At 68.0% G+C, this 26,409-nt stretch carries 26 protein-coding genes; 12 read left to right on the forward strand and 14 right to left on the reverse strand.

All coding sequences use genetic code 11. The features are described from left to right. Positions 1-20 precede the first annotated feature (20 nt). Complete coding sequence (locus AC1DTF_RS11440) at positions 21-1,514, reverse strand: PE-PPE domain-containing protein (protein WP_477474143.1); 1,494 nt, start codon at positions 1,512-1,514, stop codon at positions 21-23. A 157-nt stretch (positions 1,515-1,671) separates the two neighbouring features. On the opposite strand from AC1DTF_RS11440, the gene AC1DTF_RS11445 reads away from it, so the two are divergent. The 4 genes from AC1DTF_RS11445 to AC1DTF_RS11460 are packed head-to-tail and all read left to right on the forward strand — an operon-like array spanning position 1,672 to position 6,114. Continuing rightward, positions 1,672-2,877 carry a thiolase family protein gene (locus AC1DTF_RS11445; protein WP_477474144.1) on the forward strand — a complete coding sequence of 402 codons (1,206 nt, stop codon included), beginning with the start codon at positions 1,672-1,674 and terminating at the stop codon, positions 2,875-2,877. A gap of 26 nt (positions 2,878-2,903) precedes the next feature. Then, complete coding sequence (locus AC1DTF_RS11450; RefSeq protein ID WP_477474154.1) at positions 2,904-3,296, forward strand: Zn-ribbon domain-containing OB-fold protein; 393 nt, start codon at positions 2,904-2,906, stop codon at positions 3,294-3,296. Positions 3,297-3,305: 9 nt separating this feature from the next. Continuing rightward, entirely contained in the window at positions 3,306-5,528 is a 2,223-nt protein-coding gene (locus AC1DTF_RS11455; RefSeq protein ID WP_477474145.1) for an acyl-CoA dehydrogenase, read from the forward strand. A 7-nt stretch (positions 5,529-5,535) separates the two neighbouring features. Beyond that, complete coding sequence (locus tag AC1DTF_RS11460) at positions 5,536-6,114, forward strand: TetR/AcrR family transcriptional regulator (protein ID WP_057168785.1); 579 nt, start codon at positions 5,536-5,538, stop codon at positions 6,112-6,114. Here AC1DTF_RS11460 and AC1DTF_RS11465 read toward each other — a convergent pair. After that, on the reverse strand, positions 6,111-8,417 hold the full coding sequence (locus AC1DTF_RS11465) for a molybdopterin guanine dinucleotide-containing S/N-oxide reductase (RefSeq protein WP_057168786.1): 2,307 nt from the start codon (positions 8,415-8,417) through the stop codon (positions 6,111-6,113). The genes AC1DTF_RS11460 and AC1DTF_RS11465 overlap by 4 nt on opposite strands. Before the next feature lie 97 nt (positions 8,418-8,514). Here AC1DTF_RS11465 and AC1DTF_RS11470 point away from each other — a divergent pair, with 97 nt between their 5' ends. Together AC1DTF_RS11470 and AC1DTF_RS11475 are read left to right on the forward strand one after the other, a co-directional pair. Next, positions 8,515-9,672 (forward strand): acyl-CoA dehydrogenase family protein, encoded by a 1,158-nt coding sequence (locus tag AC1DTF_RS11470; protein ID WP_057168787.1) that lies wholly within the window; start codon positions 8,515-8,517, stop codon positions 9,670-9,672. A gap of 116 nt (positions 9,673-9,788) precedes the next feature. Further along, complete coding sequence (locus AC1DTF_RS11475) at positions 9,789-11,834, forward strand: sunset domain-containing protein (protein WP_477474146.1); 2,046 nt, start codon at positions 9,789-9,791, stop codon at positions 11,832-11,834. A 6-nt stretch (positions 11,835-11,840) separates the two neighbouring features. Here AC1DTF_RS11475 and lexA read toward each other — a convergent pair whose 3' ends face one another. The 4 genes from lexA to AC1DTF_RS11495 are packed head-to-tail and all read right to left on the reverse strand — an operon-like array spanning position 11,841 to position 13,860. Continuing rightward, the gene (gene lexA / locus AC1DTF_RS11480) at positions 11,841-12,515 is read right to left on the reverse strand and encodes a transcriptional repressor LexA (protein ID WP_057168788.1); all 675 of its coding nucleotides are present in this window, start codon (positions 12,513-12,515) and stop codon (positions 11,841-11,843) included. Between the two features lie 32 nt (positions 12,516-12,547). Then, on the reverse strand, positions 12,548-12,994 hold the full coding sequence (locus AC1DTF_RS11485) for a DoxX family protein (RefSeq protein WP_057168789.1): 447 nt from the start codon (positions 12,992-12,994) through the stop codon (positions 12,548-12,550). Beyond that, a complete protein-coding gene (locus tag AC1DTF_RS11490) occupies positions 12,987-13,409 on the reverse strand; it encodes an organic hydroperoxide resistance protein (RefSeq protein WP_477474147.1) in 423 nt (140 codons plus the stop codon). The genes AC1DTF_RS11485 and AC1DTF_RS11490 overlap by 8 nt, the downstream gene beginning before the upstream one ends. A gap of 19 nt (positions 13,410-13,428) precedes the next feature. After that, positions 13,429-13,860, reverse strand: coding sequence for a MarR family winged helix-turn-helix transcriptional regulator (locus tag AC1DTF_RS11495; RefSeq protein WP_477474148.1), 432 nt, complete (start codon positions 13,858-13,860; stop codon positions 13,429-13,431). Between the two features lie 194 nt (positions 13,861-14,054). Here AC1DTF_RS11495 and AC1DTF_RS11500 point away from each other — a divergent pair, with 194 nt between their 5' ends. Further along, positions 14,055-14,552, forward strand: coding sequence for a LysM peptidoglycan-binding domain-containing protein (locus AC1DTF_RS11500; protein ID WP_082614295.1), 498 nt, complete (start codon positions 14,055-14,057; stop codon positions 14,550-14,552). Between the two features lie 99 nt (positions 14,553-14,651). Continuing rightward, entirely contained in the window at positions 14,652-15,113 is a 462-nt protein-coding gene (gene nrdR / locus AC1DTF_RS11505) for a transcriptional regulator NrdR (protein WP_057169001.1), read from the forward strand. A gap of 1 nt (position 15,114) precedes the next feature. On the opposite strand, the gene AC1DTF_RS11510 is transcribed toward nrdR, so the two are convergent. The 4 genes from AC1DTF_RS11510 to sthA form a co-directional block, all read right to left on the reverse strand. Next, a complete protein-coding gene (locus AC1DTF_RS11510) occupies positions 15,115-15,813 on the reverse strand; it encodes a PhzF family phenazine biosynthesis protein (RefSeq protein ID WP_477474149.1) in 699 nt (232 codons plus the stop codon). A 13-nt stretch (positions 15,814-15,826) separates the two neighbouring features. After that, a complete protein-coding gene (locus AC1DTF_RS11515) occupies positions 15,827-16,849 on the reverse strand; it encodes an alpha/beta fold hydrolase (RefSeq protein ID WP_057169002.1) in 1,023 nt (340 codons plus the stop codon). A 36-nt stretch (positions 16,850-16,885) separates the two neighbouring features. Beyond that, on the reverse strand, positions 16,886-17,866 hold the full coding sequence (locus AC1DTF_RS11520) for a proteasome assembly chaperone family protein (RefSeq protein ID WP_057169003.1): 981 nt from the start codon (positions 17,864-17,866) through the stop codon (positions 16,886-16,888). Between the two features lie 101 nt (positions 17,867-17,967). Then, on the reverse strand, positions 17,968-19,374 hold the full coding sequence (gene sthA, locus AC1DTF_RS11525) for a Si-specific NAD(P)(+) transhydrogenase (protein ID WP_477474155.1): 1,407 nt from the start codon (positions 19,372-19,374) through the stop codon (positions 17,968-17,970). Positions 19,375-19,548: 174 nt separating this feature from the next. On the opposite strand from sthA, the gene AC1DTF_RS11530 reads away from it, so the two are divergent. The 3 genes from AC1DTF_RS11530 (at position 19,549) to AC1DTF_RS11540 (ending at position 23,027) form a co-directional block, all read left to right on the forward strand. Beyond that, positions 19,549-20,892 (forward strand): hemolysin family protein, encoded by a 1,344-nt coding sequence (locus AC1DTF_RS11530; RefSeq protein WP_477474150.1) that lies wholly within the window; start codon positions 19,549-19,551, stop codon positions 20,890-20,892. Continuing rightward, the gene (locus tag AC1DTF_RS11535; protein ID WP_057168794.1) at positions 20,889-21,890 is read left to right on the forward strand and encodes a hemolysin family protein; all 1,002 of its coding nucleotides are present in this window, start codon (positions 20,889-20,891) and stop codon (positions 21,888-21,890) included. The genes AC1DTF_RS11530 and AC1DTF_RS11535 overlap by 4 nt, the downstream gene beginning before the upstream one ends. Before the next feature lie 96 nt (positions 21,891-21,986). Then, entirely contained in the window at positions 21,987-23,027 is a 1,041-nt protein-coding gene (locus AC1DTF_RS11540) for a DUF4192 domain-containing protein (protein ID WP_477474151.1), read from the forward strand. Positions 23,028-23,040: 13 nt separating this feature from the next. On the opposite strand, the gene AC1DTF_RS11545 is transcribed toward AC1DTF_RS11540, so the two are convergent. From AC1DTF_RS11545 to AC1DTF_RS11555, 3 genes are all read right to left on the reverse strand, one after another. Next, positions 23,041-23,745 carry an iron-dependent transcriptional repressor DtxR gene (locus tag AC1DTF_RS11545; protein WP_057168795.1) on the reverse strand — a complete coding sequence of 235 codons (705 nt, stop codon included), beginning with the start codon at positions 23,743-23,745 and terminating at the stop codon, positions 23,041-23,043. Positions 23,746-23,902: 157 nt separating this feature from the next. After that, the gene (locus tag AC1DTF_RS11550; protein ID WP_057168796.1) at positions 23,903-24,862 is read right to left on the reverse strand and encodes a sigma-70 family RNA polymerase sigma factor; all 960 of its coding nucleotides are present in this window, start codon (positions 24,860-24,862) and stop codon (positions 23,903-23,905) included. Positions 24,863-25,009: 147 nt separating this feature from the next. Further along, positions 25,010-25,426: a DUF3099 domain-containing protein gene (locus tag AC1DTF_RS11555; RefSeq protein WP_057169005.1), complete on the reverse strand. Its 417-nt coding sequence runs from the start codon at positions 25,424-25,426 to the stop codon at positions 25,010-25,012. A 42-nt stretch (positions 25,427-25,468) separates the two neighbouring features. On the opposite strand from AC1DTF_RS11555, the gene AC1DTF_RS11560 reads away from it, so the two are divergent. Beyond that, complete coding sequence (locus AC1DTF_RS11560) at positions 25,469-25,705, forward strand: DUF3039 domain-containing protein (RefSeq protein ID WP_057168797.1); 237 nt, start codon at positions 25,469-25,471, stop codon at positions 25,703-25,705. On the opposite strand, the gene AC1DTF_RS11565 is transcribed toward AC1DTF_RS11560, so the two are convergent. Further along, on the reverse strand, positions 25,695-26,409 hold a 715-nt coding region (locus AC1DTF_RS11565), incomplete at its 5' end, for a YihY/virulence factor BrkB family protein (RefSeq protein WP_477474152.1). The genes AC1DTF_RS11560 and AC1DTF_RS11565 overlap by 11 nt on opposite strands.

Below are 26,409 nucleotides of genomic sequence, written 5' to 3' on the forward strand. Positions count from 1 at the left end.
GGTGCGCCTGCCCGCGCCGCTCAGGCCGCCTTGTCCGCGGTGTCGGCAGGTTCGCTCTGATCGCTCGAGGCGTCGTTGTCCTCAGCTGCCGCGTCGGTGTCTTTGTCGTTGTCTACGTCGTCGCTGTCGGCGTCGATGTCGTTGTCCGGCTTGTCCTGCGGGACGTCCTCGATGTCCTGCTCATCGGCGTCGTGTGCCGAGGTCAACGGTGCGTCGGCGGATCGCACGCCGGACAGGGCTCGCCGCGCGGCGTGCGGTGCGGTCCTGGCGTCGGTGAGCCGGGCACGCTCGACCTTCTCGTCTCCTGCGTCGGCCTCCACCGTGTCCGTGGGCGCTTCGGTGACAGCGGCCGGCACGGACTCGGGCGCAGCGGCCGCGGCCGTGCTCGCCGGCGCCGGCTTCTGCACCGCGGGCTTGGTCGTGGTGCCGCCGCCGAACACATCGTGGATGCCCTCGCCGAGCGCGTCGACGACATCGCGGGCCAGCACGAACGGGTTGATCCGCGGGATGAGCCGGAAGGGCGCGGGCACGCCGTAGCTCAGCGAGCGGTCGTAGCCGGCCTCGATCAGCACCTCCAGCACGGGGGTGAACAGCGTGACGAGTGGCTTGATGATGAACCCGGTCCCGCTGAATCCGGCGAAGTCCAGGAACGGCCGCACGATCGGCAGGGTCTTGGTCGAGATGGTGATGTAGCGGGTGTCGCCGTGTTCGTCCCAGTTGTCCTCGTTGGCGAGTTGCTCGGCCAGTTCTTCCGGCGTGTACCCGTCGGGGAGTTCGCCGACATCACTGTCCGCATTGGGGGACAGGTAGGTGCCGTGGATGTACCAGAACCCGGCGATCGCGTTGAACACCGCCAGTGCGTTGAGCGGGTAGAGCGGGAAGTCGGCGACACCGTCGTAGCGGAACGCGATATCGGTGGCGCAGATGTGATCGCAGGTGTCGGTCGGCGCGGGCAGGCCGAACGTCGCGTCCAGGATGGGCACATGTCCCAGGAAGGCCAGCCGCTCGAACAGTCCGCCGTTGGGCCGGTTGGTGTTTCCGATCATCACGAAGGACAGGTAGGTCTGATCCTTGGGCAGCCCGGCCAGGTTGCGCTTCTCCCGGCTGACGATGTTGCCGCCCTGCGAGTAACCGAAGATGACGACAGGTGTGTTCGGCGGATCCTGGGCCAGGGTGTCCACCAGCGTGGAGTTCAGCTTGGACAGTCCCTCGCCGGTGGACACATCCCACTTGGCACCCTGCAGCCCGCCCCAGCCCGGTAGCGGGATCGGCCAGAACTGCGCGGGATAGTCGATGCCCTGCAGCGCGCAGTCGTCGTCCGCGGTGCATGCCGGGTTGAACGGCGAGATGTAGTAATCGCGGGCGTTCTCCAGGTAGTCGCCGACGATGTTGGCGTTCGGTGTCCCGGTGCCCGGCACGATGAGCGCCGTCGCAGCCAGTGCCACGGCCATCGTCAGGGTCGAGGCGACGGTGATGAGAACCGCGGTCAGCAACGTCAGCAGGGTTGTGAGCACGCGTCGTGCAGTAGGCATCTGGCACCCCCGGGTATGCGCTCTTCGGATCGTCGCACCCGGGGCGCCGTGACGTTGTCGTTACCGAAAACAGGGCCCCGAATTGAAAGTAGAATCTCATTCTCATATCGTCGTTTCTGAATGATCGAAGGGAGATCACATGGGTTTGCGGGGCGACGCCGCGATCGTCGGGTTCCACGAGCTGCCCGCGACGCGCAAGCCGACCGGCGCGCCGGAGTTCATCCTGGAACAGTGGGCACGGCTGGCCGCCGCCGCGGTCGCCGACGCCGGGCTGACGGTGGACCAGGTCGACGGGCTGGTGACCTGCGGGGTGATGGAATCCCAACTGTTCGTCCCGTCCACCGTCGCGGAATACCTGGGGCTGGCGGTCAACTACGCCGAGCTGGTCGACCTCGGCGGCGCGTCGGGCGCGGCCATGGTGTGGCGGGCCGCGGCGGCCATCGAACTGGGGATCTGCCAGGCGGTGCTGTGCGCCATCCCGGCCAACTACCTCACCCCGATGTCGCCACAGCGCCCCTACGACCCCGGCGATGCGCTGTACTACGGCGCCTCCAGCTACCGTTACGGCTCGCCGCAGGCCGAGTTCGAGATCCCCTACGGCTACCTCGGCCAGAACGGGCCCTACGCCCAGGTCGCCCAGATGTACGCCGCCGCATACGGTTACGACGAGGCCGCGATGGCCAAGATCGTCGTCGACCAACGGGTCAACGCCAACCACACCCCGGGCGCGGTGTTCAAGGACAAACCGCTGAGCATTGCCGACGTGCTGGACAGCCCCATCATCGCCTCGCCGCTGCACATGTTGGAGATCGTGATGCCCTGTATGGGTGGTTCGGCGGTCCTGGTCACGAACGCCGATCTGGCGCGTAAGAGCCGCAACCGGCCGGTGTGGATCAAGGGTTTCGGCGAACGCGTGCCCTACAAGTCGCCGGTGTACGCCGCCGATCCGCTGCAGACGCCGATGGTCAAGGTCGCCGAGTCCGCGTTCGGCATGGCCGGCGCGACGCCGGCCGACATGGACATGGTGTCGATCTATGACTGCTACACCATCACCGCGCTGCTCACCCTGGAAGATGCCGGGTTCTGCGAGAAGGGCAAGGGCATGCAGTTCGTCACCGACCATGACCTCACCTTCCGCGGCGACTTCCCGATGAACACCGCGGGCGGACAACTCGGCTACGGGCAGCCCGGCAACGCCGGGGGCATGCATCACGTCTGCGATGCCACCCGGCAGCTGATGGGCCGCGCCGAGGCGACCCAGATCGCCGACTGTGACCGCGCTTTCGTGTCCGGCAACGGCGGCGTGCTCAGTGAACAAGAAGCACTCGTGCTGGAGGGGGACTAGCCGTGAACGACGCACTGGCGCGCCCGATGCCGCTGCCCACCCCGACGTCGGCCCCGTTCTGGGATGGCCTGCGCCGCCACGAGATATGGGTCCAGTTCTCGCCGTCGCTGGACGCCTACGTCTTCTACCCCCGCGTGCTCGCCCCCGGCACGCTCGCCGAMGACCTGCAGTGGCGCCAGATCTCGGGCGCGGGAACACTCGTCAGCTTCGCCGTCGCGCAGCGGCCGGTCGCACCGCAGTTCGCCGACGCGGTGCCGCATCTGCTCGGCGTGGTGCAGTGGGACGAGGGCCCGCGGCTGGCCACCGAACTCGTCGACGTCGAGGCGGCACAGCTACGGGTCGGCATGGCGGTGTCCCCGGTGTTCGCCGATCGCCCCGAGGCCGACATCACCCTGCTGCATTACACCGCGGCGCGATAGGAGACTGGCGTGGTTGTCGCCCTGACCGATGAACAGATCCAGCTCACCGACTCGATGGCCGGCTTTGCGCAGCGCCACGGCGGACGGGAACTCACCAGATCGCAGTTCGACGCGATCGCGGCGGGAACCCGGCCCGACTTCTGGGCGACCCTGGTCGCCCAGGGTCTGCACGCCGTGCACCTGCCCGAGGAGTTCGGCGGACAGGGCGGCACACTGGCCGAGGCCGCGTGTGTCATCGACGCCGCCGGTTACGGACTGCTGCCGGGACCGCTGTTGCCCACCGTCATCGCCGGTGCCGCGGTGGCCGCCGCCGATACCGACGGGCCCGCTGCCCGTGCGCTGCTGCAGGCCATCGCGGCCGGCGCCACGGCGGCGCTGCTGCTGCCCGGCGACGGCGAGATCCGGGCCACCGCCGGGGACGGGGGATGGCAGCTGGATGGCTCGGCCGGGCCGCAACTCGGGTCGAGTTCCGCCGAGCACCTCGTGGTCGGCGCCAGAACCGAAGCGGGCGAGACACTCTGGTTCGTCGTGGACGCCGGTGCGCCGGGCGTCACGGTGCAGGCGCAGCCGCCCACCGACCTGACCCGCGATGTCGGCACCCTGCACTGCCACGGTGTGCGCGGCGGTGACGCCCTCACCGGGATGGACGAGCAGACCGCGCAGGGTATCGCCGTGGGCCTCATCGCCGCCGAAGCCGCGGGCATCGCGCGCTGGTGTGTGGACAACGTGGTCGCCTACCTGAAGGTGCGCGAGCAGTTCGGCCGCCCGATCGGTACCTTCCAGGCCCTGCAGCACAAGGCGGCGACGCTGTTCATCAACAGCGAACTCGCCGCGGCCTCGGCCTGGGATGCGATTCGCGGCGCGGATCAGTCCGCGGTGCAGCATCGCATCGCCGCCGCCGGCGCCGCGGTCTCCGTCATCGGCCGGCTCCCGGAACTCGTGGTCGACGCGCTGACCATGTTCGGCGCGATCGGCTACACCTGGGAACACGACCTGCACCTGTACTGGAAGCGTGCCATCAGTCTGGCCGCCGCCATCGGTCCGGTGACGGATTGGGCACGCGCCCTTGGCGATCCGGACCTGCCCGGACGTGACTTCGCCATCGAGCTCACCGAGGTCGAGCCGGACTTCCGCGCCGGTGTGGCCGCCGCCCTCGATGCTGCGGCAGCGTTGCGCAACGAGAAGCCGGGCAGGCAGAACCCCGAATACGCGGAGTACTGGACCGGCCCGCAGCGCACCGCGCTCGCCGATGCCGGTCTGGTCGCGCCGTACCTGCCCGCGCCCTGGGGGCTCGATGCCTCACCGGCGCAGCAGCTCATCATCGACGAGGAGTACGACAAGCGGCCCTATCTGACACGGCCGTCGCTGGGGATCGCGCAGTGGATCCTGCCGACGGTGCTCACCGCCGGCTCCGATGCGCAGCGTGACCGCTTCGCGGTGCCCACCATGCGTGGTCAGATCGGCTGGTGCCAGCTCTTTTCCGAACCCGGCGCCGGATCGGACCTGGCCGCGCTGTCGACCAGGGCGACCAAGGTGGACGGTGGCTGGCGGATCAACGGACAGAAGGTCTGGACCTCCTCGGCGCAACGTGCCGACTGGGGCGCGCTGCTGGCCCGCACCGATCCGGATGTCAAGAAGCACAAGGGTATCGGGTACTTTCTGGTCGATATGACGTCCCCGGGCATCCGGGTCCGGCCGCTGCGCACGGCCAGCGGCGACGAGCATTTCAACGAGGTGTTCTTCGACGATGTGTTCGTGCCCGACGAGATGCTGGTGGGTGAGCCCACCGCCGGCTGGTCCCATGCGCTGGCCACCATGGCCAATGAGCGGGTGGCCATCGGCGCCTATGTGAAGCTGGACAAGGAAAGTGAGCTGCGCACCCTGGCCCGCCGGGCCGGCCCGCAGGATGGGGCGGTGCGCGGGGCGCTCGGTGAGGTTCGGGCGGCCACCAACGCGATCGGCGCACTCGCGGTGCGGGACACCCTGGGCAGGCTCGCCGGGCACGGTCCGGGCCCGGCGAGCAGCGTCGGCAAGGTCGGCACCGCACTGCTGGTGCGCCGGGTGACCGCGGACGCACTGGCCTTCAGCGGCCGCGCGGCCATGGTCGGCGGTGGCGAACAGCCTGCGGTGGGGCAGAGCCTGATGATGCCCGCCGAGGTCATCGGCGGCGGCACCATCGAGATCCAGCTGAACATCATCGCCACGATGATCCTCGGGCTGCCGAGGAATTGAGGCCGCCATGACCGACATGCCGGGCTACAAGCAGGCCCGCCGGTCGCAGATCGTGGCGGCCGCGCAGGCACTGCTCAAGGCGCAGGAGTACGACCAGATCCAGATGCGTGATGTCGCCGACGCCGCGGATGTGGCGCTGGGCACGCTGTACCGCTACTTCAGCTCCAAGGAGCATGTGTACGCCGCGGTGCTGATGGATTGGGCGCAGCCGGTTTTCGCGCCCGCCGCCCCGGACACCCGACCGGCGGAGCGCCGGGTGCGGGAGAAGGTGCGCGGCATCATCGCCACCTTCGAGCGTCGTCCTGCCTTCTTCAAGGTCTGCATGCTGTTGCAGAACACCGCCGACGCCAACGCGGCGGCCCTGATGGAAGAGTTCGGCGCCGTCGCCCAGCAGACGCTGTCCGAGGATTTCGCCTCACTGGGGGCCCAGGAATCGGCCGACACCGCAATCATGGTGTGGGGCATCATCAACACGATGCTGTCCGGTGCGCTGCTGCACGGCCATCCGATCGCCGACGCCTACCGGGTGGTCGATGCCTTCGTCGACCTGGTGGCGCCCCGGCTGCCCGCCGACCAGCGCGCCTAGCGGATCACCGGCGGCTCGTGGGCTCGCACCGGCGGCAGCTCGGCCGGACCCTCCCCGTCGCTGCGCTCGCCCCAGACGAACTTCTCCAGCTGCACCAGCACATGGGCGCCGGTGCATCCGCGGGCCAGTGCCGAGGTGCCGACATCGTCGGTCAGCACATTCGGATTGCCGTGCACACACAGTGAGTCCGGGTCGGCGGGATCGAGCGGGTCGAACCAGGCGCCTGTGGACAGCTGGACCACCTGGGGTCGCAGCCGGTCATCGATCACCACGCCGGCCAGGCAGGCGCCGCGGTCGTTGAACACCCGCACCACGTCGCCGTCGGCCAGGCCGCGGTCCGCGGCATCGGCGGGATGGATCCGGATCGGCTCGCGCCCGTGAACTTTGGACTTCTGACTGGTGGCACCGCCGTCGAGCTGGCTGTGCAGCCGGCTGGCCGGCTGGTTGGCGATGAGGTGCAGCGGGTAGGTCTGCGCGCGCTCACCGCCCAGCCATTCGGTGGGTTCGAACCAGGCGGGGTGTCCCGCACAATCGTCGTAACCGAAGCCGTCGATATCGGCGGAGAAGATCTCGATCCGCCCGCTCGGGGTGTTCAACCGGTTCGTGTACGGGTCGGCGCGGAAGTCGGCCAGCAGGGTCAGCCCGGGTTCGGTGGGCAACCGCAACTGCCCGTCGGCCCAGAACTGATCGAAGGACGGCGCGGCGAAATCCACACCGGCCGACCACGTGTCATACATGTGCACCAGCCACTCCCGGGCCGTGCGGCCCTCGGTGAACGCTTCGGCCACCCCGAAGCGCTGCGCGAGTTCGGCGAAGGTCGTGTAGTCGTCCCGCGACTGGGCGTAGGGCTCGGTCAGCGCGGGCATCGCGGTCAGCATCGGGTCGTTGCGCGAGCCCGAATAGTCCTCGCGTTCATAGGCGGTGGTCGATGGCACCACGATGTCGGCGTGCTTGGCCATCGCCGTCCAGTACGGATCGTGCACGACGATGGTGTCCGGACGGGCCAGTGCGCGGCGCAGCCGCGGGATGTTCTGGTGGTGGTGGAACGGATTCCCGCCGGCCCAGTAGACCAGCCGGATATCGGGAAACGTCAGGCGCAGGCCGTTGTAGTCGTACTCACGGCCGGGGTGCAGCAGCATATCGCTGACGGCGGCCACCGGGATGAAGGTGGACACCGGGTTGTGGCCCTGTGGCAGCACCGGCAGCCGGAAGCGCAGCGGCGCCAGGCCCGGCTCGTTCATCGACCCGTAGCCGTGCCCGAAACCTCCTCCCGGCAGGCCGATCTGGCCGAGCATCGCGGCCAGTGTCAGGCCCATCCACGGGGCCTGCTCGCCGTGGCGGATCCGTTGCAGCGACCAGCTGACGGTGACCAGGGTGCGGCCCGCGGCCATCCGACGGGCCAGTGCGGTGAGATCCTCGGCCGCCAGCCCGCTGATGGCCGACGCCCACGCGGGGGATTTCGGCACTCCGTCGTCGGTGCCCAGCAGGTACCGCTCGAACCGCTCGTACCCGATGCAGTAGGTGTCCAGGAACTCGCGGTCGACGAGGCCCTCGGTGGCCAGCACGTGGGCCAGCGCCAGCATGACGGCCACATCGGTGCCGGGCACCGGTGCGTGCCACTCGTGATCGCCGTCGACATCGTCGCGCAGCGGCGAGAACGACACGATGCGACCGCCCCGCTCGCGGAACTGCTGCAGCGCCGCGCGCGCCGGGTGTGCGGTGGTGCCGCCGTGATTGATGCCGGTGTTCTTCAGCGCGATACCGCCGAACGCCACCAGCAGGTCGGTGTGCTCGACGATCACCTCCCACTGGGTGGAACGCTTGAACAGGTCGTCGTGCGTGCCGACCACCCGGGGCATGATCGCCCCGGTCGCCCCGAGGCTGTAGGAGTGCCGCGACGAGGTGTATCCGCCGATGAGTTTCAGGAACCGGTGCACCTGGCTCTGCGCATGGTGGAACCGGCCGGCGCTGGCCCAGCCGTAGGAGCCGCCGTAGATGGCCTCATTGCCGTGCGTGTCGATCACCCTGCGCAGTTCGCCGGCCAGCAGGTCGGTCAGCTCGTCCCAGGACACCGCCACGAACTCGTCGTCGCCGCGGCGCTCGCTGGGTCCGGGGCCGTCGCGCAACCATCCGCGGCGTACCGCGGGGCCGGTGACCCGCGAGCGGTGCCGGATCGACCCGGGCAGGTTGTGCAGCAGGGGAGAGGGATCGGCGTCACCGGTGCGCGGTGTCACCGCCGCGATATCGCCGTCGCTGACCTCGGCGGTGAAGGCACCCCAGTGGGCGAGGCTGGCTCGTGACACGCACCAATCCTAGGGCGCTGGACTCACCGCTCGACCAACCATCCGGTTGGTATATGTTGGGCGCCACACACCCTGATACCAGTACCGGAGGTCACGCATGGGCGCCGTCAAATTCGACCGCACGCTGTTCGAGCCGGAGCACGATCTGTTCCGCGAGTCCTACCGCGCCTTCCTGGAACGCCACGCCGCGCCGTTCCAGGAAGAGTGGGAGAAGGCCAAGATCGTCGACCGCCAGGTCTGGCGCGAGGCGGGCAAGCAGGGATTTCTGGGCATGGCCGTGCCCGAGGAGTACGGCGGCGGCGGCAACCCGGACTTCCGCTACAACGTCGTCATCACCGAGGAGACCAGTGCCGGCCGTCACAGCGGACTGGGCTTCACGCTGCAGAACGATGTCATCGCGCCGTACCTGATCGAACTGGGCACCGAGGAGCAGAAGCAGCGCTGGCTGCCCGGATTCTGCAGCGGCGAATTGATCACGGCGATCGCAATGACCGAGCCCGGCACCGGCAGCGACCTGCAGGGCATCAAGGCCCGCGCGGTCCGCGACGGTGACCACTACATCCTCAACGGGTCGAAGACCTTCATCACCAACGGCATTCACGCCGACCTGGTGATCGTCGTCGCCTGCACCGACCCCGAGAAGGGCGCCCAGGGCTTCTCATTGCTGGTCGTCGAGCGTGGCATGGAGGGCTTCGAGCGCGGGCGCCACCTCGACAAGATCGGCCTCGATGCGCAGGACACCGCTGAACTGTCCTTCACCGACGTCAAGGTTCCGGTCGAGAACCTGCTCGGCCAGGAGGGCATGGGCTTCCTGTACCTGATGCAGAACCTGCCCCAGGAGCGCATCAGCATCGCCGTCATGGCCGCCGCGGCCATGGAGTCCGCACTCGAGCAGACCCTGCAGTACACCAAGGAACGCAAGGCCTTCGGCAAGCCCATCGGCAGCTTCCAGAACAGCCGGTTCGTGCTCGCCGAACTGGCGACCGAGGCCACCGCGATCCGGATCATGGTCGACGAGTTCATCCGGCTGCACCTGGACCGCAAGCTCACTGTCGAGCAGGCGGCGATGGCGAAGTGGTACAGCACCGAGGCGCAGGTTCGGTTGGTGGATCGCTGCCTGCAACTGCACGGCGGCTACGGTTACATGCGGGAATACCCGATCGCGCGGGCGTTCCTGGACTCACGGATCCAGACGATCTACGGCGGTACGACGGAGATCATGAAGGAGATCATCGGTCGCGGCCTCGGGGTCTGAGTGTCCCGACACGTTTCGGCGCAGGTGGCGATATCCCACGAGTTCTCGGTCAACTGACGCAAAGTTGACGAACGCGATACTTTCGTGTGGTTTTGCGCTACTTCGGGGAGGACCGAATGACCAGGCAGCGGACCCGGCTGGGCAGGCTTGCCGGCCGGGCAGCGACAGGGCTGGTGAGTGCCGCACTGATTGCGGGCATGGTGCTGCTGGCGCCACCGGCCGCGGCGACACCGGAAGGTGACGCCGATGCGGCGATCACCGCTGCCTGGGAGACCGGCGGCGGTGACGGGGGCCCACTGGGTCCCAAGGACGGTGGGGTCTACCCGGCCGGTGACGGCTTCGGGCAGAACTTCGCGTCGGGCAAGATCTTCTTCACCCCCGACACCGGTGCGCATATCGTCTCGGGCGCCATCCTGGAGAAGTACGAATCTCTCGGTGGCCCCGCGGACAGCGATCTGGGCTTCCCGACGATCGATGAGGGCGCGGGCCGGGCGGCCAACAGCCGTAACTCGACGTTCAGCGCGCCGGACAAGCCGGTCATCTTCTGGACGCCGGACACCGGCGCCCGGGTCGTTCGTGGCGCCGTCAACCAGGCGTGGGACGCCCTCGGCGGTTCGGCCGGGGTGCTCGGAGTCCCCAGCGAGGACGAGACCACCAACGGCGACACCGTCACCCAGAAGTTCACCGGCGGCGAGATCTCGTGGGACCGCAAGACCAAGGCCTTCACCACGGTGCCGCCCGAGTTGGCGGGTCAGCTCGGGGCCATCGAGGTCCCCTCGGACGCCACATCGGCGATTGCCGCCGCCCGCCGGGCGGCCGGCGGTGCGCTGGGTCCGCTGGGTGCCGAAGAGGGTGCGCAGTACGCGATCGGCGCCGACGGGGTCGGGCAGAACTACGCCGGCGGCAAGATCTTCTACAGCCCGGACACCGGCGCCAATGTGGTCACCGGCCAGGTCCTGGCCAAGTACGAAACCGTCGGCGGACCGACGGGGGATCTCGGATTCCCCACCACCAGTGAGGCCGACGGCGGTCTGACACCGCAGAGCCGCGTCGTCGCCTTCGCCGCCGCGGACAAACCGGTGATCTTCTGGACCCCCGACTTCGGTGCGGTGATCGTGCGCGGCGCGATGAACGCGGCCTGGGACAAGCTCGGCGGCGCGACCGGCGAGCTCGGCGCCCCGAAGGCCGATCAGACCGAGAACGGCACCGTCGTCAGCCAGCAGTTCAACGGCGGTTCGATCTCGTGGGACAAGGCGACAAACAAGTTCAGTACCRAACCTGCCGGCCTGCAGTCTCAACTCGCCGGCCTGGAGGTCCCCGGTGCGGACGCACCGCAGGCACCGGCCGATGCGCCGGCGGCCACCGGCGGCTCGGACAGCGGCGACAAGTGGTACTCCTCGCCGTGGTGGTGGCTGCTGGGCCTGATCCCGCTGGTGGGTGTGATCGCGCTGATCGCCATCGCCGTGCTGCGCAACCGGCGGCCCCGCGAGGACGACGAGTTCAGCGATGACCCCTACGAGCGCGGCTATGACGGTGGATACGAGGACCGTTACGAGTCCGGCTATCCCAGCCGTCCCGAACCGGCCGTCTACCCGCCGCAGAGCCCGTGGGCGTCGGGGACCCCGGCCGAATCCGACTCCGCCGATGACGAAACCGGTGACGACGACTACGAGTACAACGAGGAACCCGGCGACTACGAGTCCGACGAGTACGGCTCCGATGATCATGACGTCGAGGGCGATGAGCTCGAGGAATTGGGCGCCCCCGAGGAGCCGTTGAGTTTCGATCACGATCCGGATGCGGTCGACACCGCGCCGACGCGGATCGAAGCGCCTCCCGAGACCGGTGCGGAGGAGTTCGATCCACCGACCACGGTCGTGCCGCTGACCTCCGGTCTTGCGCAGCCCGAGTACGAACCGGATTTCCCCAGTGGCCGTCACGCCGCGATCCAGATCGAGGAACCCGAGGACGCCGGCTGGACTTCGATGCGTCTTGCCACCGGTGATCGCTACCGGGCCCCCGAGGGCTATCCGATCAAGGCTGACACGAAGACCGGGCTCTACTGGGCTCCGGGTAGCCCGGGATATCGCGACACCGAGGCYGAAATCTGGTTTGCCAGCGAGGAATTCGCCCGGACGAACGGATTCGTCCGGGCGGACTGAGCGTCCTCAGATCTTGCGGATGACGGTGACGACCTTGCCGAGCACGACCGCGTCGTTACCGTCGATGGGGTCGAACGCCGGGTTGTGCGGCATCAGCCACACCTGACCGCGGGTGCGCTTGAAGGTCTTGACGGTGGCTTCGCCGTCGATCATCGCCGCGACGATGTCACCGTTGTCGGCGACGTTCTGCTGGCGGATGACCACCCAGTCCCCGTCGCAGATGGCGGCGTCGATCATCGACTCGCCGACCACCTTCAGCAGGAACAGCGAACCCTCGCCGACGAGCTCGCGGGGGAGCGGGAAGACCTCTTCGACAGCCTCCTCCGCGAGGATCGGCCCGCCCGCCGCGATCCGGCCGAGAACCGGGACGAAGGTGGGTTCGGGCAGTGCGTCCGAGCCCGCGACATCGGTGGCCACGATCGGGGTCACCATCTCGTCGGAGCCGCGGACGTCCACGGCGCGTGGGCGGTTGGGGTCCCTGCGCAGATAGCCCTTGCGCTCCAGGGTGCGCAGCTGATGGGCCACCGACGATGTCGACGTCAGACCGACGGCATCGCCGATCTCGCGGATGCTGGGCGGATAGCCGCGACTGGTCACGGAGGTGCGGATGACCTCCAGGATGGTGCGCTGACGCTCGGTCAGGCTGGAGCGTGCCTCAGGGGTTTCGGTGCTGTCGCTCATGGCGCCGAATGTAGTCGCCGTGGCACAGATAATCAAACATGTGTTCGAGGCGTGTCGGATTTGGTGGCGCCGCGCGGGACCGCGGTCGACCACAGCGCCCATGCGATCAGTGCGGGCTGGAACAGCAGCCGGACGAACCTGCTGGTGTCGCTGTTGAGGCCGAAACCGTCGGCATGATTGGCGAATTGAGCGATGTTGCCGGGAAAGATCAGCACGAAGAAGGCCGCGAGCAGCCGGCCGACCAGCACCCGGTCGCGCCGCAGCAGGGCCAGTCCGACGCCGAGGGTGATCTCGACGCCGCCCGAGGCCATCACCACGCCGTCCGCGTCCATCGGCACCCATTTGGGGACCTGGGCCTGGAACTCCTCGCGAGCCCAGAACAGGTGACTGAACCCGGCGAAGATCATGGCGCCGGCGAGTGCCAGCCGTGCGATCGTGCGGGCCCGGGTGGTCGGCGGCGGGGCGGGAAGCTCACTCATCGGCCACCGTCAGGGTGACCTCGATGTTGCCGCGGGTGGCATTGGAGTACGGGCACACCTGGTGGGCGGCCTCGGCAAGCTGTTGCGCCGTCGCGTGATCCACATTCGGCAGGGTGATCTCGAGTTCGACGGCCAGGCCGAAGGCGCCGTCATCGCCGGATCCGAGTGTCACCCGGGCGCCGACCGCGGAATCGGAGACGTCGGCCTTCTGCTGGCGCGCGACCAGGCGCAGTGCGGAATGGAAGCATGCGGCGTAGCCGACGGCGAACAGTTGCTCGGGGTTGGTGCCCGCGCCCGACCCGCCCATCTCCTTCGGGATGCTCAGCGCCACATCGACTTTTCCGTCCGACGTGCGTCCGTGCCCGTCGCGTCCCTCGCCGGTGGCGAGCGCCTCCGCGGTGTAGAGCGTCTTCATATCCGATCCTTTCGTGTCGTCACTGCAAGGAATTCAGGTGATGCACCAGTCCGCGCAGCACGTCTCGCAGCGCGGCGATGTCGGCCTCGGCGGCGTCCGTCGACGTCAACAGGCGTTCCGGCACATACGCGGCACGCGACTCCAGCGCCCGCCCGGCCGGCGTCAGCGACACCTCGACACGGCGTTCGTCGTCGGCGGCGCGCTGCCTGACCACCAGGCCACTGTTCTCGAGCCGCTTCAGCAGCGGCGACAGCGTCCCGGAATCGAGGTGCAGGCGGTGGCCCAGATGCCCGACCGAACAGTCCTGCTCCTCCCACAGCACCAGCAGCACGAGGTACTGCGGATAGGTGATACCGAGTTCGTCGAGGAGTGGGCGGTAGGCCGCGGTCATGGCCCGGGAGGCCGAGTACAGCGCAAAGCACAGCTGGTCGTCGAGTCGGGCTGCGTGCACCGCACAACTATATTGCACAACTAAATTGTGCGCAATTGATGTACGGGCCGGAGGCGCGACCGACCCCCGCCTACTTGTCGGTGGTCCCGTCTATCGTTTCGCAACAGTTCGATCACATGTTCTATTCATCGAACACATGATCGACTAGCATTCGAACACAGAAGCGAACGCCACCTACTCGGAGAGGCAGTCAGATGACAATTCTCGAAGCTCGCCCGGTCAGCCGGAACAGTGCATTTGCCCCGGCCCCCACGGCCCAGCCGTCGACGGCCGCCGAGGTGTGGCCGCTGCCCCGCGATGTGGTGGTGCGCCGCCGCCGCGTGCAGCCGACCCGCCGTCCGGGTGGTGCGCCGCTGGGCCACCGCGGCACCGGGGTGCTGATGTCGCGTGCCTCGCACCGGCGCCGCCCGATCACCCCGGCCGCCACGGTGCTGATGGCCCTGCTGGCCGGTGGAATCACCTTGTGGCTCGGGCTGGTTGCGCAGCTGGGTGGCCCGACCGAGGAGCCCGTGCAGCTGCCCACCCGGTTGTCGGTGGTGTACGTGCAGGACGGCGAGACCCTGCAGCACATCGCGCACCGGGTGGCACCCGATGCGCCTACGGAGCCGGTGGTCGAACGCATCCGCGAGCTCAACAAGCTGAACTCCAGCACGGTGCAGGCCGGGCAGACCCTCATCGCGCCGATCGGCTGAGACGTGCTCGTCGGCGCGGGAGTGCGACTGCCACGCGTCACCCAGGTAGGCTCGAAGACATTCGAACTGGTCGACCTGCGGTGCGGCAAAGGAGCGGTGATGCACTGTCCTTTCTGTCGCCATCCTGATTCGCGTGTCGTCGACTCCCGGGAAACCGATGAGGGTCAGGCCATCCGGCGTCGCCGCTCCTGCCCGGAATGCGGGCGCCGATTCACCACTGTGGAAACCGCGGTACTCGCGGTCGTCAAACGCAGCGGTGTCACCGAACCGTTCAGCAGAGAGAAAGTCATCAAGGGTGTGCGCCGGGCGTGCCAGGGCCGCCAAGTCGATGACGATGCCCTCAACCTGCTGGCCCAACAGGTCGAAGATGCGGTGCGTGCCGCCGGATCGCCCGAGATCCCCAGCAACGAAGTGGGTTTGGCCATCCTCGGCCCGCTGCGCGATCTCGATGAGGTCGCCTACCTGAGGTTCGCCTCGGTGTACCGGTCATTCACCTCGGCCGCCGATTTCGAGCGCGAGATCGAGGCGCTGCGCGCCCATCGCGTCTCCACCTCCGGCTGAATCAGTCCAGCCGGACGCCGGTGTCCTCGACGACCCGGCCGGCGATCTTCACCCAGCCCGCCGGATCCCACCACGAGCGGATCTCGGATCCCTTGCCCTGCGTGACGAGCAGATCCCGGCTCAGATAGTCGGTCATCCGGACCGCCGCCGAACCGGTCGCCTCGTCCTCGGCGATCCCCAGGTGGGGGGCGAACATCCGTGCGCGCAGCGCACCCTGTTCGCGGTCGSTCCATGCCCAGACATAGTGCTCGACGTCATCGCTGTAGTCGGCTGGGTCGGCGGCCAGCACATCGTCGGGCGTGTGCAGGTCGTAGATCGCCAGTTCCGGCGCCCAGTCCGAACGCGCGCTGATCGCGGTCCACTCGCCGTCGGGTTCTGACAGGTAGTCCACCCGCACCAGGCCGGCCGGGACGTGCAACGTGCGGACGGGGGTGCCGCGGTTCTTGAGCCACCACGCGGTGCCCACCGTCGGGTGCCCGGCAAACGGCAGCTCGGTGACCGGTGTGAAAATCCGGATGTGCGCGCTCGCCGCACCGGACTCCGGGATGTCGACGAATACGGTCTCRCTGTAGCCCAATTCGGCGGCGACGCGCTGGCGGTCGGACGGATCCACGGTCGACGCATCGATCACGCCGAGCGGATTGCCGAACTCGCCGTGTGCATCGGTGAACACCCGCAGGACAGTGACATCGACGGCCATACCCCGATGGTAGTCAGGTGGCGCTGCGCTCGTCGGCCCCCATTGCATCGAGCACGGCGACCCTCGTGCCCAGCGAACCGGTGATGGCGCCTTCGCTGATGCCGGTGCGCAACAACCCGCGCAGCATCTCGTGGTCGTACTCGGCCGGAATCGTGGTGTCGATGAAGCGTTGCACCACGTCGACGAATCGATCGGCATCGTCATGGAACGGGAAATGCCCGGATCCCTCGAAGATCTCGAGTTCCGAGCCCGGCATCGCCGCGTGCGCGAGCCAGGCGTGGCTGACCGGGATGACCGAATCGTGGGAGCCCCAAACCAGTTGCACAGGAACCGATTCGGTCAAATAACAGCGGTCCAGCATGGTGACCACCTGGCCGCGCCAGTCGACCACCGCGCGCAGGGTGCGGGCGAACGCCGAGGACGCGGTGGGTTCGGGGAGGTCGGCGAGCACCCGCAGCGCGTCGGGCAGGTCGCGGCCCAGCCCGGTGGAACCGAGCATCGCCCCGCCGAAGCGTCCGGCGGCCTGCAGGGCAGGCAGCACCAGTGGCAGCCGCAGCAGTGCCAGCGCCTCGGTCGCCATCGGCAGCGCCGCCAGACGCAGCACGACGTTCACGTCCTTGCTGACACCGCCCGCGCCGACCAGCACGAGCCGGTCGACCAATTGCGGGAACTGATAGGCGAACTGCATCGCCACCCCGCCGCCGAGGGAGTGGCCGACGACCGTGACCCGGTCGATGTCCAGCACGCTGAGCAGATCACGCATGCCGTTGGCGTAGGCGGCCACCGAGTAGTCCGCGCGCGGCTTGTCGGACTGGCCGTGGCCCAGCAGATCCGGTGCGATCACCGTGTACCGCCGGGCCAGCATYGACTGCACGGTGTGCCAGGTCGTCGAGTTGTCACCGATACCGTGGATCAGCAGGATCGCCGGGCCCGAGCCGGCCACCCGGAACGCCCGCCGGTAGCCGTGGATGGTGCGGAACTGCAAGGTGGGAGAGATCTCCCGCACGCTGCGCAGCTTGGGTTTGCGATCGGTCATCTCGGTCACTCCTCGCAATCCGGTAGCGGAGCTCGGTCAGGTGGTCTCGTCGCCGTCGGTGAAGCCCTCGCCGAACTTGCCGTCCGCCTGCTGAGCGAGGAAACGTTCGAACTCCGCACCCAGTTCGTCACCGCTGGGAAGCTCCTCGTCACGTGCCAGCAACGAGCGATTTTCCTGAGCGGCAACGAACGCATCGTACTGACGCTCCAGCTGAGTCACCACCTGAGCGACTTCGGCGCTGGCCTCGACCTGTTCGTTGATCTTGGTGTGCACCTCGGCGGCGGCCTCACCCAGTGCGTTCAGCGGGATCTGCAGCGAGCCGGCCCTCGCCGCCTCGGTGAGCAGGCTCTCGGCGGCCGGCGGGTACGCGGTCTGGGCCAGGTAGTGCGGCACATGCACGGTGAAACCGACGGCGTCGTGCCCGTGCTGGCTCATCCGGAACTCCAGCAGGCTGGAGACGCTGGCAGGCACCTGCACCTCGCCCACCCACGGGGTGTACTCGGCGATGAGCTCGGTGTTCGCGGAGTGCGCGGTCAGCGTGACCGGACGTGTGTGCGGCACCGCCATCGGGATGGTGCCCAGTCCGATGGTCTGACGCACGCCCAGGCGCTCGGCCAGCAGCCGGACGGCCGTCACGAAACGCTCCCAGCGCAGGTCGGGCTCCATGCCTGCCAGCAGCAGGAACGGGGTGCCGACGCTGTCGTGCAGCGCGTACAGGTTCAGTTCGGGCTGGTCGTAGCTGCTGAAGTGATCGGTCTTGAACGTCATCATCGGCCGCCGCGACCGGTAGTCCAGCAGCTCATCGATGGCGAAGGACGCGACCAACTCGGTGTCGAGGGTGTCCTTTAGATGTTGCGCCGCCAGCTTGATGGCGTGACCGGCATCGGAGAACCCCTCCAGCGCGTGGATCATCACGGGCCCGCGTCCGTCCGTGGTGGACAGTTGCGGGGCGGGGAACTCCAGCTCGTACATACCGTTCTGGTCGGGCTGGTAGTGCTGTTCCTGATTTTCGGCCATGTGGTTCACCTCCTGTTCACTAGTGTCTCGCACTTTGCCGTGGTCGCAGTGTGCGACCCCGGACATCTGTGCCAACACGGGGGAGGCTGCCGGAAGTCCCGTCAGCGCCTGAACTGGCTCAGCGCCCGCAGTTTGTTCATCACATCGAGCGCGGCGACCTTATAGGCCTCGGAGAATGTCGGGTAGTTGAAAACCGCGTCCACCAGGTATTCCACCGTCCCACCGCACCCCATCACGGCCTGGCCGATGTGCACCATCTCGGTGGCGTTCGTCCCGAAGATGTGCACGCCCAGCAGCCGCAGATCCTCCGTCGAGACCAGCAGCTTGAGCATGCCGTACGAATCGCCGGCGATCTGCCCGCGGGCCAACTCCCGGTACCGGGACACCCCGACCTCATACGGCACCGAATCCTTGGTCAGGTCGACCTCGGTGGCCCCGACGTAGGACACCTCGGGGATCGAATAGATACCGATGGGCTGGAGCTCGGTGATCGAGTGCGTCGGCTCACCGAATGCGTGATAGGCGGCCAGCCGGCCCTGCTCCATCGAGGTCGCGGCCAGCGCGGGAAAGCCGATGACATCGCCGACGGCATAGATGTGGTCGACCTTGGTCTGATAGTTGTCGTCGACGAAAATCCTCCCCCGGTTGTCGGCCTCCAGGCCGGCGCTGGGCAGGTCGAGGTGATCGGTCTGGCCCTGCCGCCCCGCCGAATACATCACCGTCTCGGCAGGGATCTGCTTGCCGCTGGCCAGCGTCGTCACGGTGCCTGCGGAGCCGACGTCGACGGCGGTCACCTCTTCGCCGAAGCGGAAGGTGACCGCCTGATCGCGCAGGTGGAACTTCAGCGCCTCGATGATCTCCGGATCGCAGAACTCCAGCATGTTGGGGCGCTTCTCGACGACGGTGACCTTGGTGCCCAGGGCGGCGAACATCGACGCGTACTCGATGCCGATGACGCCGGCACCCACGACGACCATGGAGCTCGGGATGGACTTGAGGTCGAGGATGCCGTCGGAGTCGAGCACCCGGTGCTCGTCGAATTCGACGCCGGCCGGGCGGGCCGGTTTGGTGCCGGTGGCGATCACGATCTTGCGGCCGCTGACCGTCACCCGCTCGGCGCGGTTGGGGTCATCGACGTGCACGGTGTGCGCATCGAGGAAGCGGGCGTGCCCGACGTAGAGCTCGATGCGGTTGCGCATCAACTGCGAGCGCACCACGTCGATCTCCTTGCCGATGACGTGCTGGGTGCGCGCCAGCAGATCGGCGGGGGTGATCTTCTCCTTGACCCGGTAACTGGCGCCGTACAGCTCGCGCTGGTTCATCCCGGTGAGATAGACGACCGCCTCGCGCAACGTCTTACTCGGGATGGTGCCGGTGTTGACGCAGACGCCGCCGAGCATCAGCCCCCGTTCGATCACCGCGACCGTCTTACCAAGCTTGGCGGCGGCGATCGCGGCCTTCTGGCCGCCGGGGCCGGAACCGATGACGACGAGGTCGTACTCCTGCATGGAACCCATGGCTGAAGTCCTACGCCGGTCACGGCCGAACCGTATGTCTGCGCGGCTAATTGCGTGTGAACAATTTCGGCACAGTCGGTTCGGGAACTTCGGCGCGGTGTCGTTCGTATGTATCCATGTGAGACGCGCCAAGCGCAAACGCCGAAGACCCTGCCCCGGCACGCCATGCTGACCGCCCTGGGAATCCTTGCCGGTATCGCGGTCGTGCTGGCGATCACCGCGCTGACCGGGTACTTCGTGGCCCAGGAATTCGCCTTCATGGCCGTGGACCGGTCCCGGCTGAAGGCGCGGGCCCAGGCCGGCGACGCCGCGGCCGCCCGCGCACTGGCGGTGACTCGGCGCACCTCGTTCATGTTGTCGGGCGCCCAACTCGGTATCACCGTGACCGGACTGCTGGTCGGCTATGTCGCCGAGCCGCTCATCGGTGCGGGCCTGGGTGAGCTGCTCGGTGATGTGGGTGTGCCCATCGCGGTCGGCGTCGCCATCGGCACGGTGCTCGCGGTGCTGTTCTCCACGGTGGTGCAGATGGTGTTCGGTGAGCTGTTCCCGAAGAACCTCGCGATCGCCCGGCCCGAAGCCGTCGCCGACAAGCTGGCACTGTCCACCACCATCTATCTTGCGGTGTTCGGTTGGCTCATCAAGCTTTTCGACGCCTCGTCGAATCTGCTGCTGAAAGCGCTGCGCATCGAACCGGTGCACGATGTCGAACACTCGGCCACGCCGCGCGATCTGGAGCACATCGTCGCCGACTCGCGGCAGGCCGGTGAACTTCCCGAGGATCTGTCCACCCTGCTGGATCGCATCCTCGATTTCCCCACCCGCAGTACCGAACACGCGATGATCCCGCGCGCCCGCGTCGACGTGGTGCTCGCCGACGAGCCGGTGCGCGCGGTCCTGGACAAGATGGCCACCGGTCACACCCGCTACCCGGTCATCGGCGGATCCGCCGATGATCTGATCGGCGTCGTGCATCTGCACGACCTGCTCGGCGCCACTGATCCGGACGCCACCGCAGCCTCGGTGAGCCGCGCGGCGGTCATCCTGCCGACCACGCTGCCACTGCCCTCGGCGTTGCGCACCCTCAATGAGGCGCGTGACGAAATGGCCCTGGTGATCGACGAATACGGCGGTTTCGCCGGGGTGCTCACCATGGAGGATCTGGCCGAGGAACTCGTCGGTGAGATCGACGACGAGCACGACGGGGACGGCGCGGACGAGAATATCGTCGCGACGCCGCAGGGCTGGCTGGTCCGCGGGGATGTCGCGCTGGACGAGGTCAGCCGCGCCGTCGGCCACGATCTGCCCGAGGGTGACTATGAGACGCTGGCCGGTCTGATCATCGCCGAGTTCGGTGGTCTGCCCGCTGTCGGCGACAGCATCACCGTCGACCTCGGCGTCGAACCCGCCGACCTGATCGCCGAGGAGCCGGCGGCCGCGCGGCAACTGCACGCCACCGTGCGCGGCGTCGACAAGCACGTTCCGGCAAGCGTTCTGGTGGAGGTGCGATGAGCAGCCCATGGGGCGTCGCGTTGGTCACCGCCCTGCTGATCGCGGCGAGTGCCTTCTTCGTCGCGGTGGAATTCGCACTGATCGCCGCGCGGCGGCACCGGCTCGAAGACGCCGCCCCGCGCAGCCGGTCCGCGCGTGCGGCCCTGCGTTCGGCCTCGGAGCTCTCGGTGCTGCTGGCCGGATCCCAGCTCGGTATCACCGTCTGCACGCTGGCTCTGGGTGCCATCACCAAACCCGCTGTGCACCACTGGATCACACCCGCGATCGCGGGCTGGGGCGCTCCGGCGTGGCTGGCCGATGTGGGCGGTTTCGTGCTCGCGCTGATCATCGTCACCTTCCTGCACCTGGTGGTCGGTGAGATGGCCCCGAAGTCCTGGGCGATCGCGCATCCCGAGCGCTCGGCGACCCTGCTGGCACTGCCGATGCGTGCGTTCATGTGGGTGACCCGCCCGCTGATCGGCGCGCTGAACCGGCTCGCCAACTGGTGCCTGAAGAAGGTCGGTGTCGATCCGGTCGATCAGGTGGCCACCGGCCAGGACCCGGATGCGCTGCGCCACCTGGTCGAGCACTCGGCGACGGTCGGGACCCTCGATGAGCGCTATCACGGCCATCTGGTCAGCGCGCTGGAACTGCAGGCGCTGACGATCGGTGACATGGTCCGCGACGGCGCCCCGCCCAGCAGCGTGGCCCTCGACGCGACGCCCGCCCAGATCCAGGCCGAGTCGCGGGTCACCGGCCATCTGCGGCTGCTGGTGGCGGGCGACGGCGTTGTGCACGTGCGCGACACGGTGAACGCGCCGGGCACGATCACCGCCGCCGATCTCATGCGGCCGGCGTTGAAACTGGCGGCCGACACCCCGGTGTACGCCGCACTGCGCATCATGCGGGAGACCCGCAATCACCTGGTGGTGGTGGTCGACGACGGCCGGGTGCGCGGACTGATCACGCTGGCGGATGTCCTGGAAAGGCTGCTGCCGACCGCGGATTCGGTGACTTGATCGGGGTTGTCCACAGTCGCGGATTCGTCCACAGCCGGATGCCGCGCGGCGGCACTGACCCATTTCCTGTGGGCGACTGCCGTCACCGTGGAACGCATGACAACGCAATCTCGTGGTTTCGATATCGGCCGGCCCGCCTCGCTGATCGCCGCTTTGCCCGCCGTGCTGGGCTTCGTTCCTGAGCACTCGCTGGTGGTGGTGACCGTCGACGGTGCCGAACTGGGCTGTGTCATGCGGGTCGATCTGTCACCGGGACTGGCCGACAACACCGGCCAGCTGGCCGAGGTGGTCGGCGCGGCGGCCCCCGATCAGGCGATCGCGGTGATCGTCGATGAGTTCGGCGCCGACTGCGAGGCCTGCGGCACCGACCACGAGCAGCTGGCCGACGCGCTGTCGCGCTCGCTGGCCGAAGAAGGGGTCGAGTTGCTCGCCGTGCTGGTGGTCGACCGGGTGGCCGCGGGCGGGCGCTGGTTCTGCGCCGACGGGTGCGGTGCGCACGGTGACGTCGACGACCCGGAGGCCTCACCGCTGGCGGCGGCTGCGGTGCTGGACGGCCGGCGGCTCTACCGGCGCCGCGCCGATCTGCAACAGGTCATCGCGGTCACCGACACCGATCGCTGCGAGCGTCTCGCTGAGGCCATTGCGAGCCACCGCGTGGTCAAGCTGACCACCCGGACCGCGCGCGAGGCCGTGCACGCGGCGATGGCCGCCGCGGCCCGGCTCGCGGACGGCACCGAACCCGCCGATGCGGAGCTGGTGGCGCTGGTCTGCGCGCTGGCCGATCCGCGGGTGCGCGACACCCTGTATGCACTGGCGGTGGGGGATTGCGCCGCCGAGGCCGAGTCGTTGTGGGCGCTGATGGCCCGGGTACTGCCGCAGCGCCGGCGTCCGGACGCGTTGTCCCTGCTGGCCTTCTCGGCCTATGCGCGCGGGGACGGCCCACTGGCCGGTATTGCCTTGGAGGAGGCGGTGCGGATTGATCCGGCTCACCGGATGGCGGGCATGCTGGACAGCGCTCTGCAGTCGGGCATGCGTCCGGAACAGATCCGCGGGATGGCACTGTCGGGCTATCGCACTGCGGGCAAACTCGGTGTGCGGCTACCGCCGCGGCTCGCATTCGGTCAGCGAGCCGGCTGAAAACAGGCCTCGCTCAGACCTTTTCGACCTTCACGGCGTGCGCCATGTGATGGGGCAGTTCGACTTCCTGGTGCCCGGGGATCAGGATCAGGACACCGCCCTGCTCGGCGGGATCGTCGGTGACCTGCACCGTGACGCGCGCGTTAGGGACTACGCCGGCCTCCTTGAGGCGGCCGATCAGCTCGACGTCGCCCTGCACGTGCTCGGTGAGTTGGCGCACCACCACCGCGACCGGGGAACCGGCGGGCAGTTCGGTGAGGCGGACCAGGCTGGCGTCCTCGCCGTTACCGGCGCCGCCGAAGCCGAGCTCGGACAGACCCGGGATCGGGTTGCCGAACGGCGAGGTGGTGGGATTGTCGAGCACCTGGACCAGCCGGCGCTCGACGTCCTCGCTCATGACGTGCTCCCAGCGGCATGCCTCGGCGTGGACTTCCTCCCAGGGCAGGCCGATGACGTCGACCAGCAGCCGTTCGGCGAGGCGGTGCTTGCGCATCACCGAGACCGCGAGATAGCGGCCCTTCTCGGTCAATTCGAGATGGCGGTCGCCGGCGACGTGCAGCAGCCCGTCACGCTCCATCCGGGACACGGTCTGGCTGACCGTCGGACCGCTCTGCTCGAGCCGTTCGGCGATCCGTGCACGCAGCGGAACCACTCCCTCTTCTTCGAGGTCGTAGATGGTCCGCAGGTACATCTCGGTGGTATCGATGAGATCGTTCATGCCCTACCTTCCAGGCCCTGCCATCAGCTTCTCAGTCTAGCCGTCCGGCTGCCTGAACAGGGGTGCAACATCCCCTACGACGATGTGATGCCCGCCGCGGATCGCGGCGGGCATCACTGTGGTGCACGTTTGCGCTGGTGGACCCAGCTCTACTCGGTCAGCTCGCGTAGGAACGCAGGCGCTCGGCCCGGTCCCCGTTGCGCAGCTTGGACATGACCTCACGCTCGATCTGGCGGACCCGCTCGCGGGACAGACCGAACAGCTTGCCGATCTGGTCCAGGGTGCGGGGCTGGCCGTCGTCGAGGCCGAAGCGCAACCGGATGACCTGCTGCTCACGCTCATCCAGGGTGGCCAGCACGTAGCGGATATCGGTGTGCAGCAGCTCGGAGATGACCGCGTTCTCCGCCGACATCGCGTTCTCGTCCTCGATGAAGTCGCCCAGCGGGGCTTCCTCGTCGCTGCCGACCGGCATGTCCAGGCTCACCGGATCGCGGCTGTGCTCCAGCAGGTCGGCGATCTTCTCGGCGGGGATGCCCGACTCTTCGGCCAGTTCCTCATCGGTGGCCTCCCGGCCGAGGTTCTGATGCATCTCGCGCTTGATCCTGGCCAGCTTGTTGACCTGCTCGACGAGGTGGACGGGCAGCCGGATGGTGCGGCTCTGATCAGCCATACCGCGGGTGATGGCCTGCCGGATCCACCAGGTGGCGTAGGTCGAGAATTTGAAACCCTTGGCGTAGTCGAACTTCTCCATCGCGCGGATGAGTCCGAGGTTGCCCTCCTGGATCAGGTCCAGCAGCGGCATGCCACGACCGGTGTACCGCTTGGCCAGCGACACCACGAGGCGCAGGTTGGCCTCCAGCAGGTGCCGGCGGGCCGCGTCACCGTCGCGGACGACGGCGGCCAGGTCGCGCTTGCGAGCGTCACCGAGACGCTTCTTGGTGTTCAGTACGTGCTGGGCGAACAGGCCGGCTTCGATGCGCTTGGCGAGCTCGACTTCGTCGGCGGCGGTCAGCAGCGCGGTCTTACCGATGCCGTTGAGATACACACGGACAAGGTCGGCAGCTGGGCTCTGGGCGTCCAGATCGGAATCGAAGCGGCTTGCGGTGGCGATCGCCATTTACGGCCTCCTGCTCGGTTGAACTGTCATGACGTACAACGCCCGAGGGTGCCTCAGAGTTCCCGCCCGGTCTCAGTGGCGTACCACTTGACCTGCGGTTTTAAACCTCTGACCTGAGAATGTCCTGAGAAGTGGGAAAGATGCTGCTCAGCTGGGAACGCCGGGTTCGCCACCGGCGCTCGGGGTCGGCCGCACCGGTGGTTGCAGCGCCGGGCGTTCCGCCGTGGGGAACAACGGGGTGCGTTTGGGGCCGGCGTCCTGGTAGCGGCGCGGCTCGCTGGCGCTGCGCGGCGGACGGTCATTGGCGATCAGCACGGCGATCCAGGGCAGCGGGATCGAGACCACGATGATCGCCAGCGAGATCAGTCCGTTGTGCCAGATCCCGTAGGCCCCGGCGGCGAGGATCAGGCACGGGATACGGAAGGCCATGATCGTCAGATATTTACGGACACGCTCGCGGTGCTGCTCGTCCTGGGGGAGTGCAGCGCGGGTGATGAGGACCGGGCGACCTTCGTCGTCGAAACTCAGCTCGGGGCCGTGTTTCATACCTCCACTGTTCCACATCTGCGGGCGCATGGGGCGGCCGGTGTCGGGCACAATGGTGCAATGCAGACCGAGACCATCGAGCGGCCGGATACCGACGAGCGCGTCGACGACGGGACCGACGACGACAGCCCCAAGTTCTTCCATTATGTGAAGAAGGAAAAGATCACCGAGAGTGCCGTCATGGGCACCCACGTCGTCGCGCTGTGCGGCGAGGTCTTCCCGGTGACGAAGTCGGCCAAGCCGGGTTCCCCGGTCTGCCCGGACTGCAAGCGGATCTACGAGCAGCTCAAGAAGTAGGACTCTTCTCGGCCTTCTCGGCCTTCCCGGCGACCCAGGCGCGTAACCGCCGCGCGTGGGTGTCCGGGGCGGGCCACTCCTCCTGGATCGCGGCGTTGAGTTCCGCGCCGATCATGACGGCGAAGCCGGCCAGGAACGCGAACAGCAGGAACGCGATCGGCGTCGCGAGCGCGCCGTAGGTATAGCCGGTCGCGGTGATCCAGCTCAGATAGAACCGCAGACTGAAGGTGGCGATCAGGAACACCGCCGTCGCGAGCACCGCACCGACCACCAGCCGATGGGTGGGCAACGGACTGGGCAGCGACACCCGGTACAGCACGGTCACCACCAGGATCAGCGCGATCACCAGCACCGGGTAGTACCCGTTCTGCAGGACATGCGACCAGCTGTCCGGGATGAACTCGGTGATCTTGCGCGGGCCCAACGCGATGAACGGCGCCGCCAGCACGGCGCTGACCAACATCACCACGTACAGCCCGAGGGCGAAGAACCGCTGCCGCACCGGGTGCCGCAAAGGTGTCTGGTCATGCGCCTCGACCACCGAGTCGACGAACGCCGACACCGCCGAAGATCCCGCCCACAGCGAGATCACGAAACCCAACGACACCACTTCACCGCGGGCGGACCGCACGATGTCGTAGATGGTCGGCGCGATGATCTCGTTGACGACATTCTGCGAGAAGAAGCGCTCGGAGGTTCCGATG

The sequence above is a fragment of the Mycobacterium sp. P4_H6 genome (assembly GCF_056400845.1).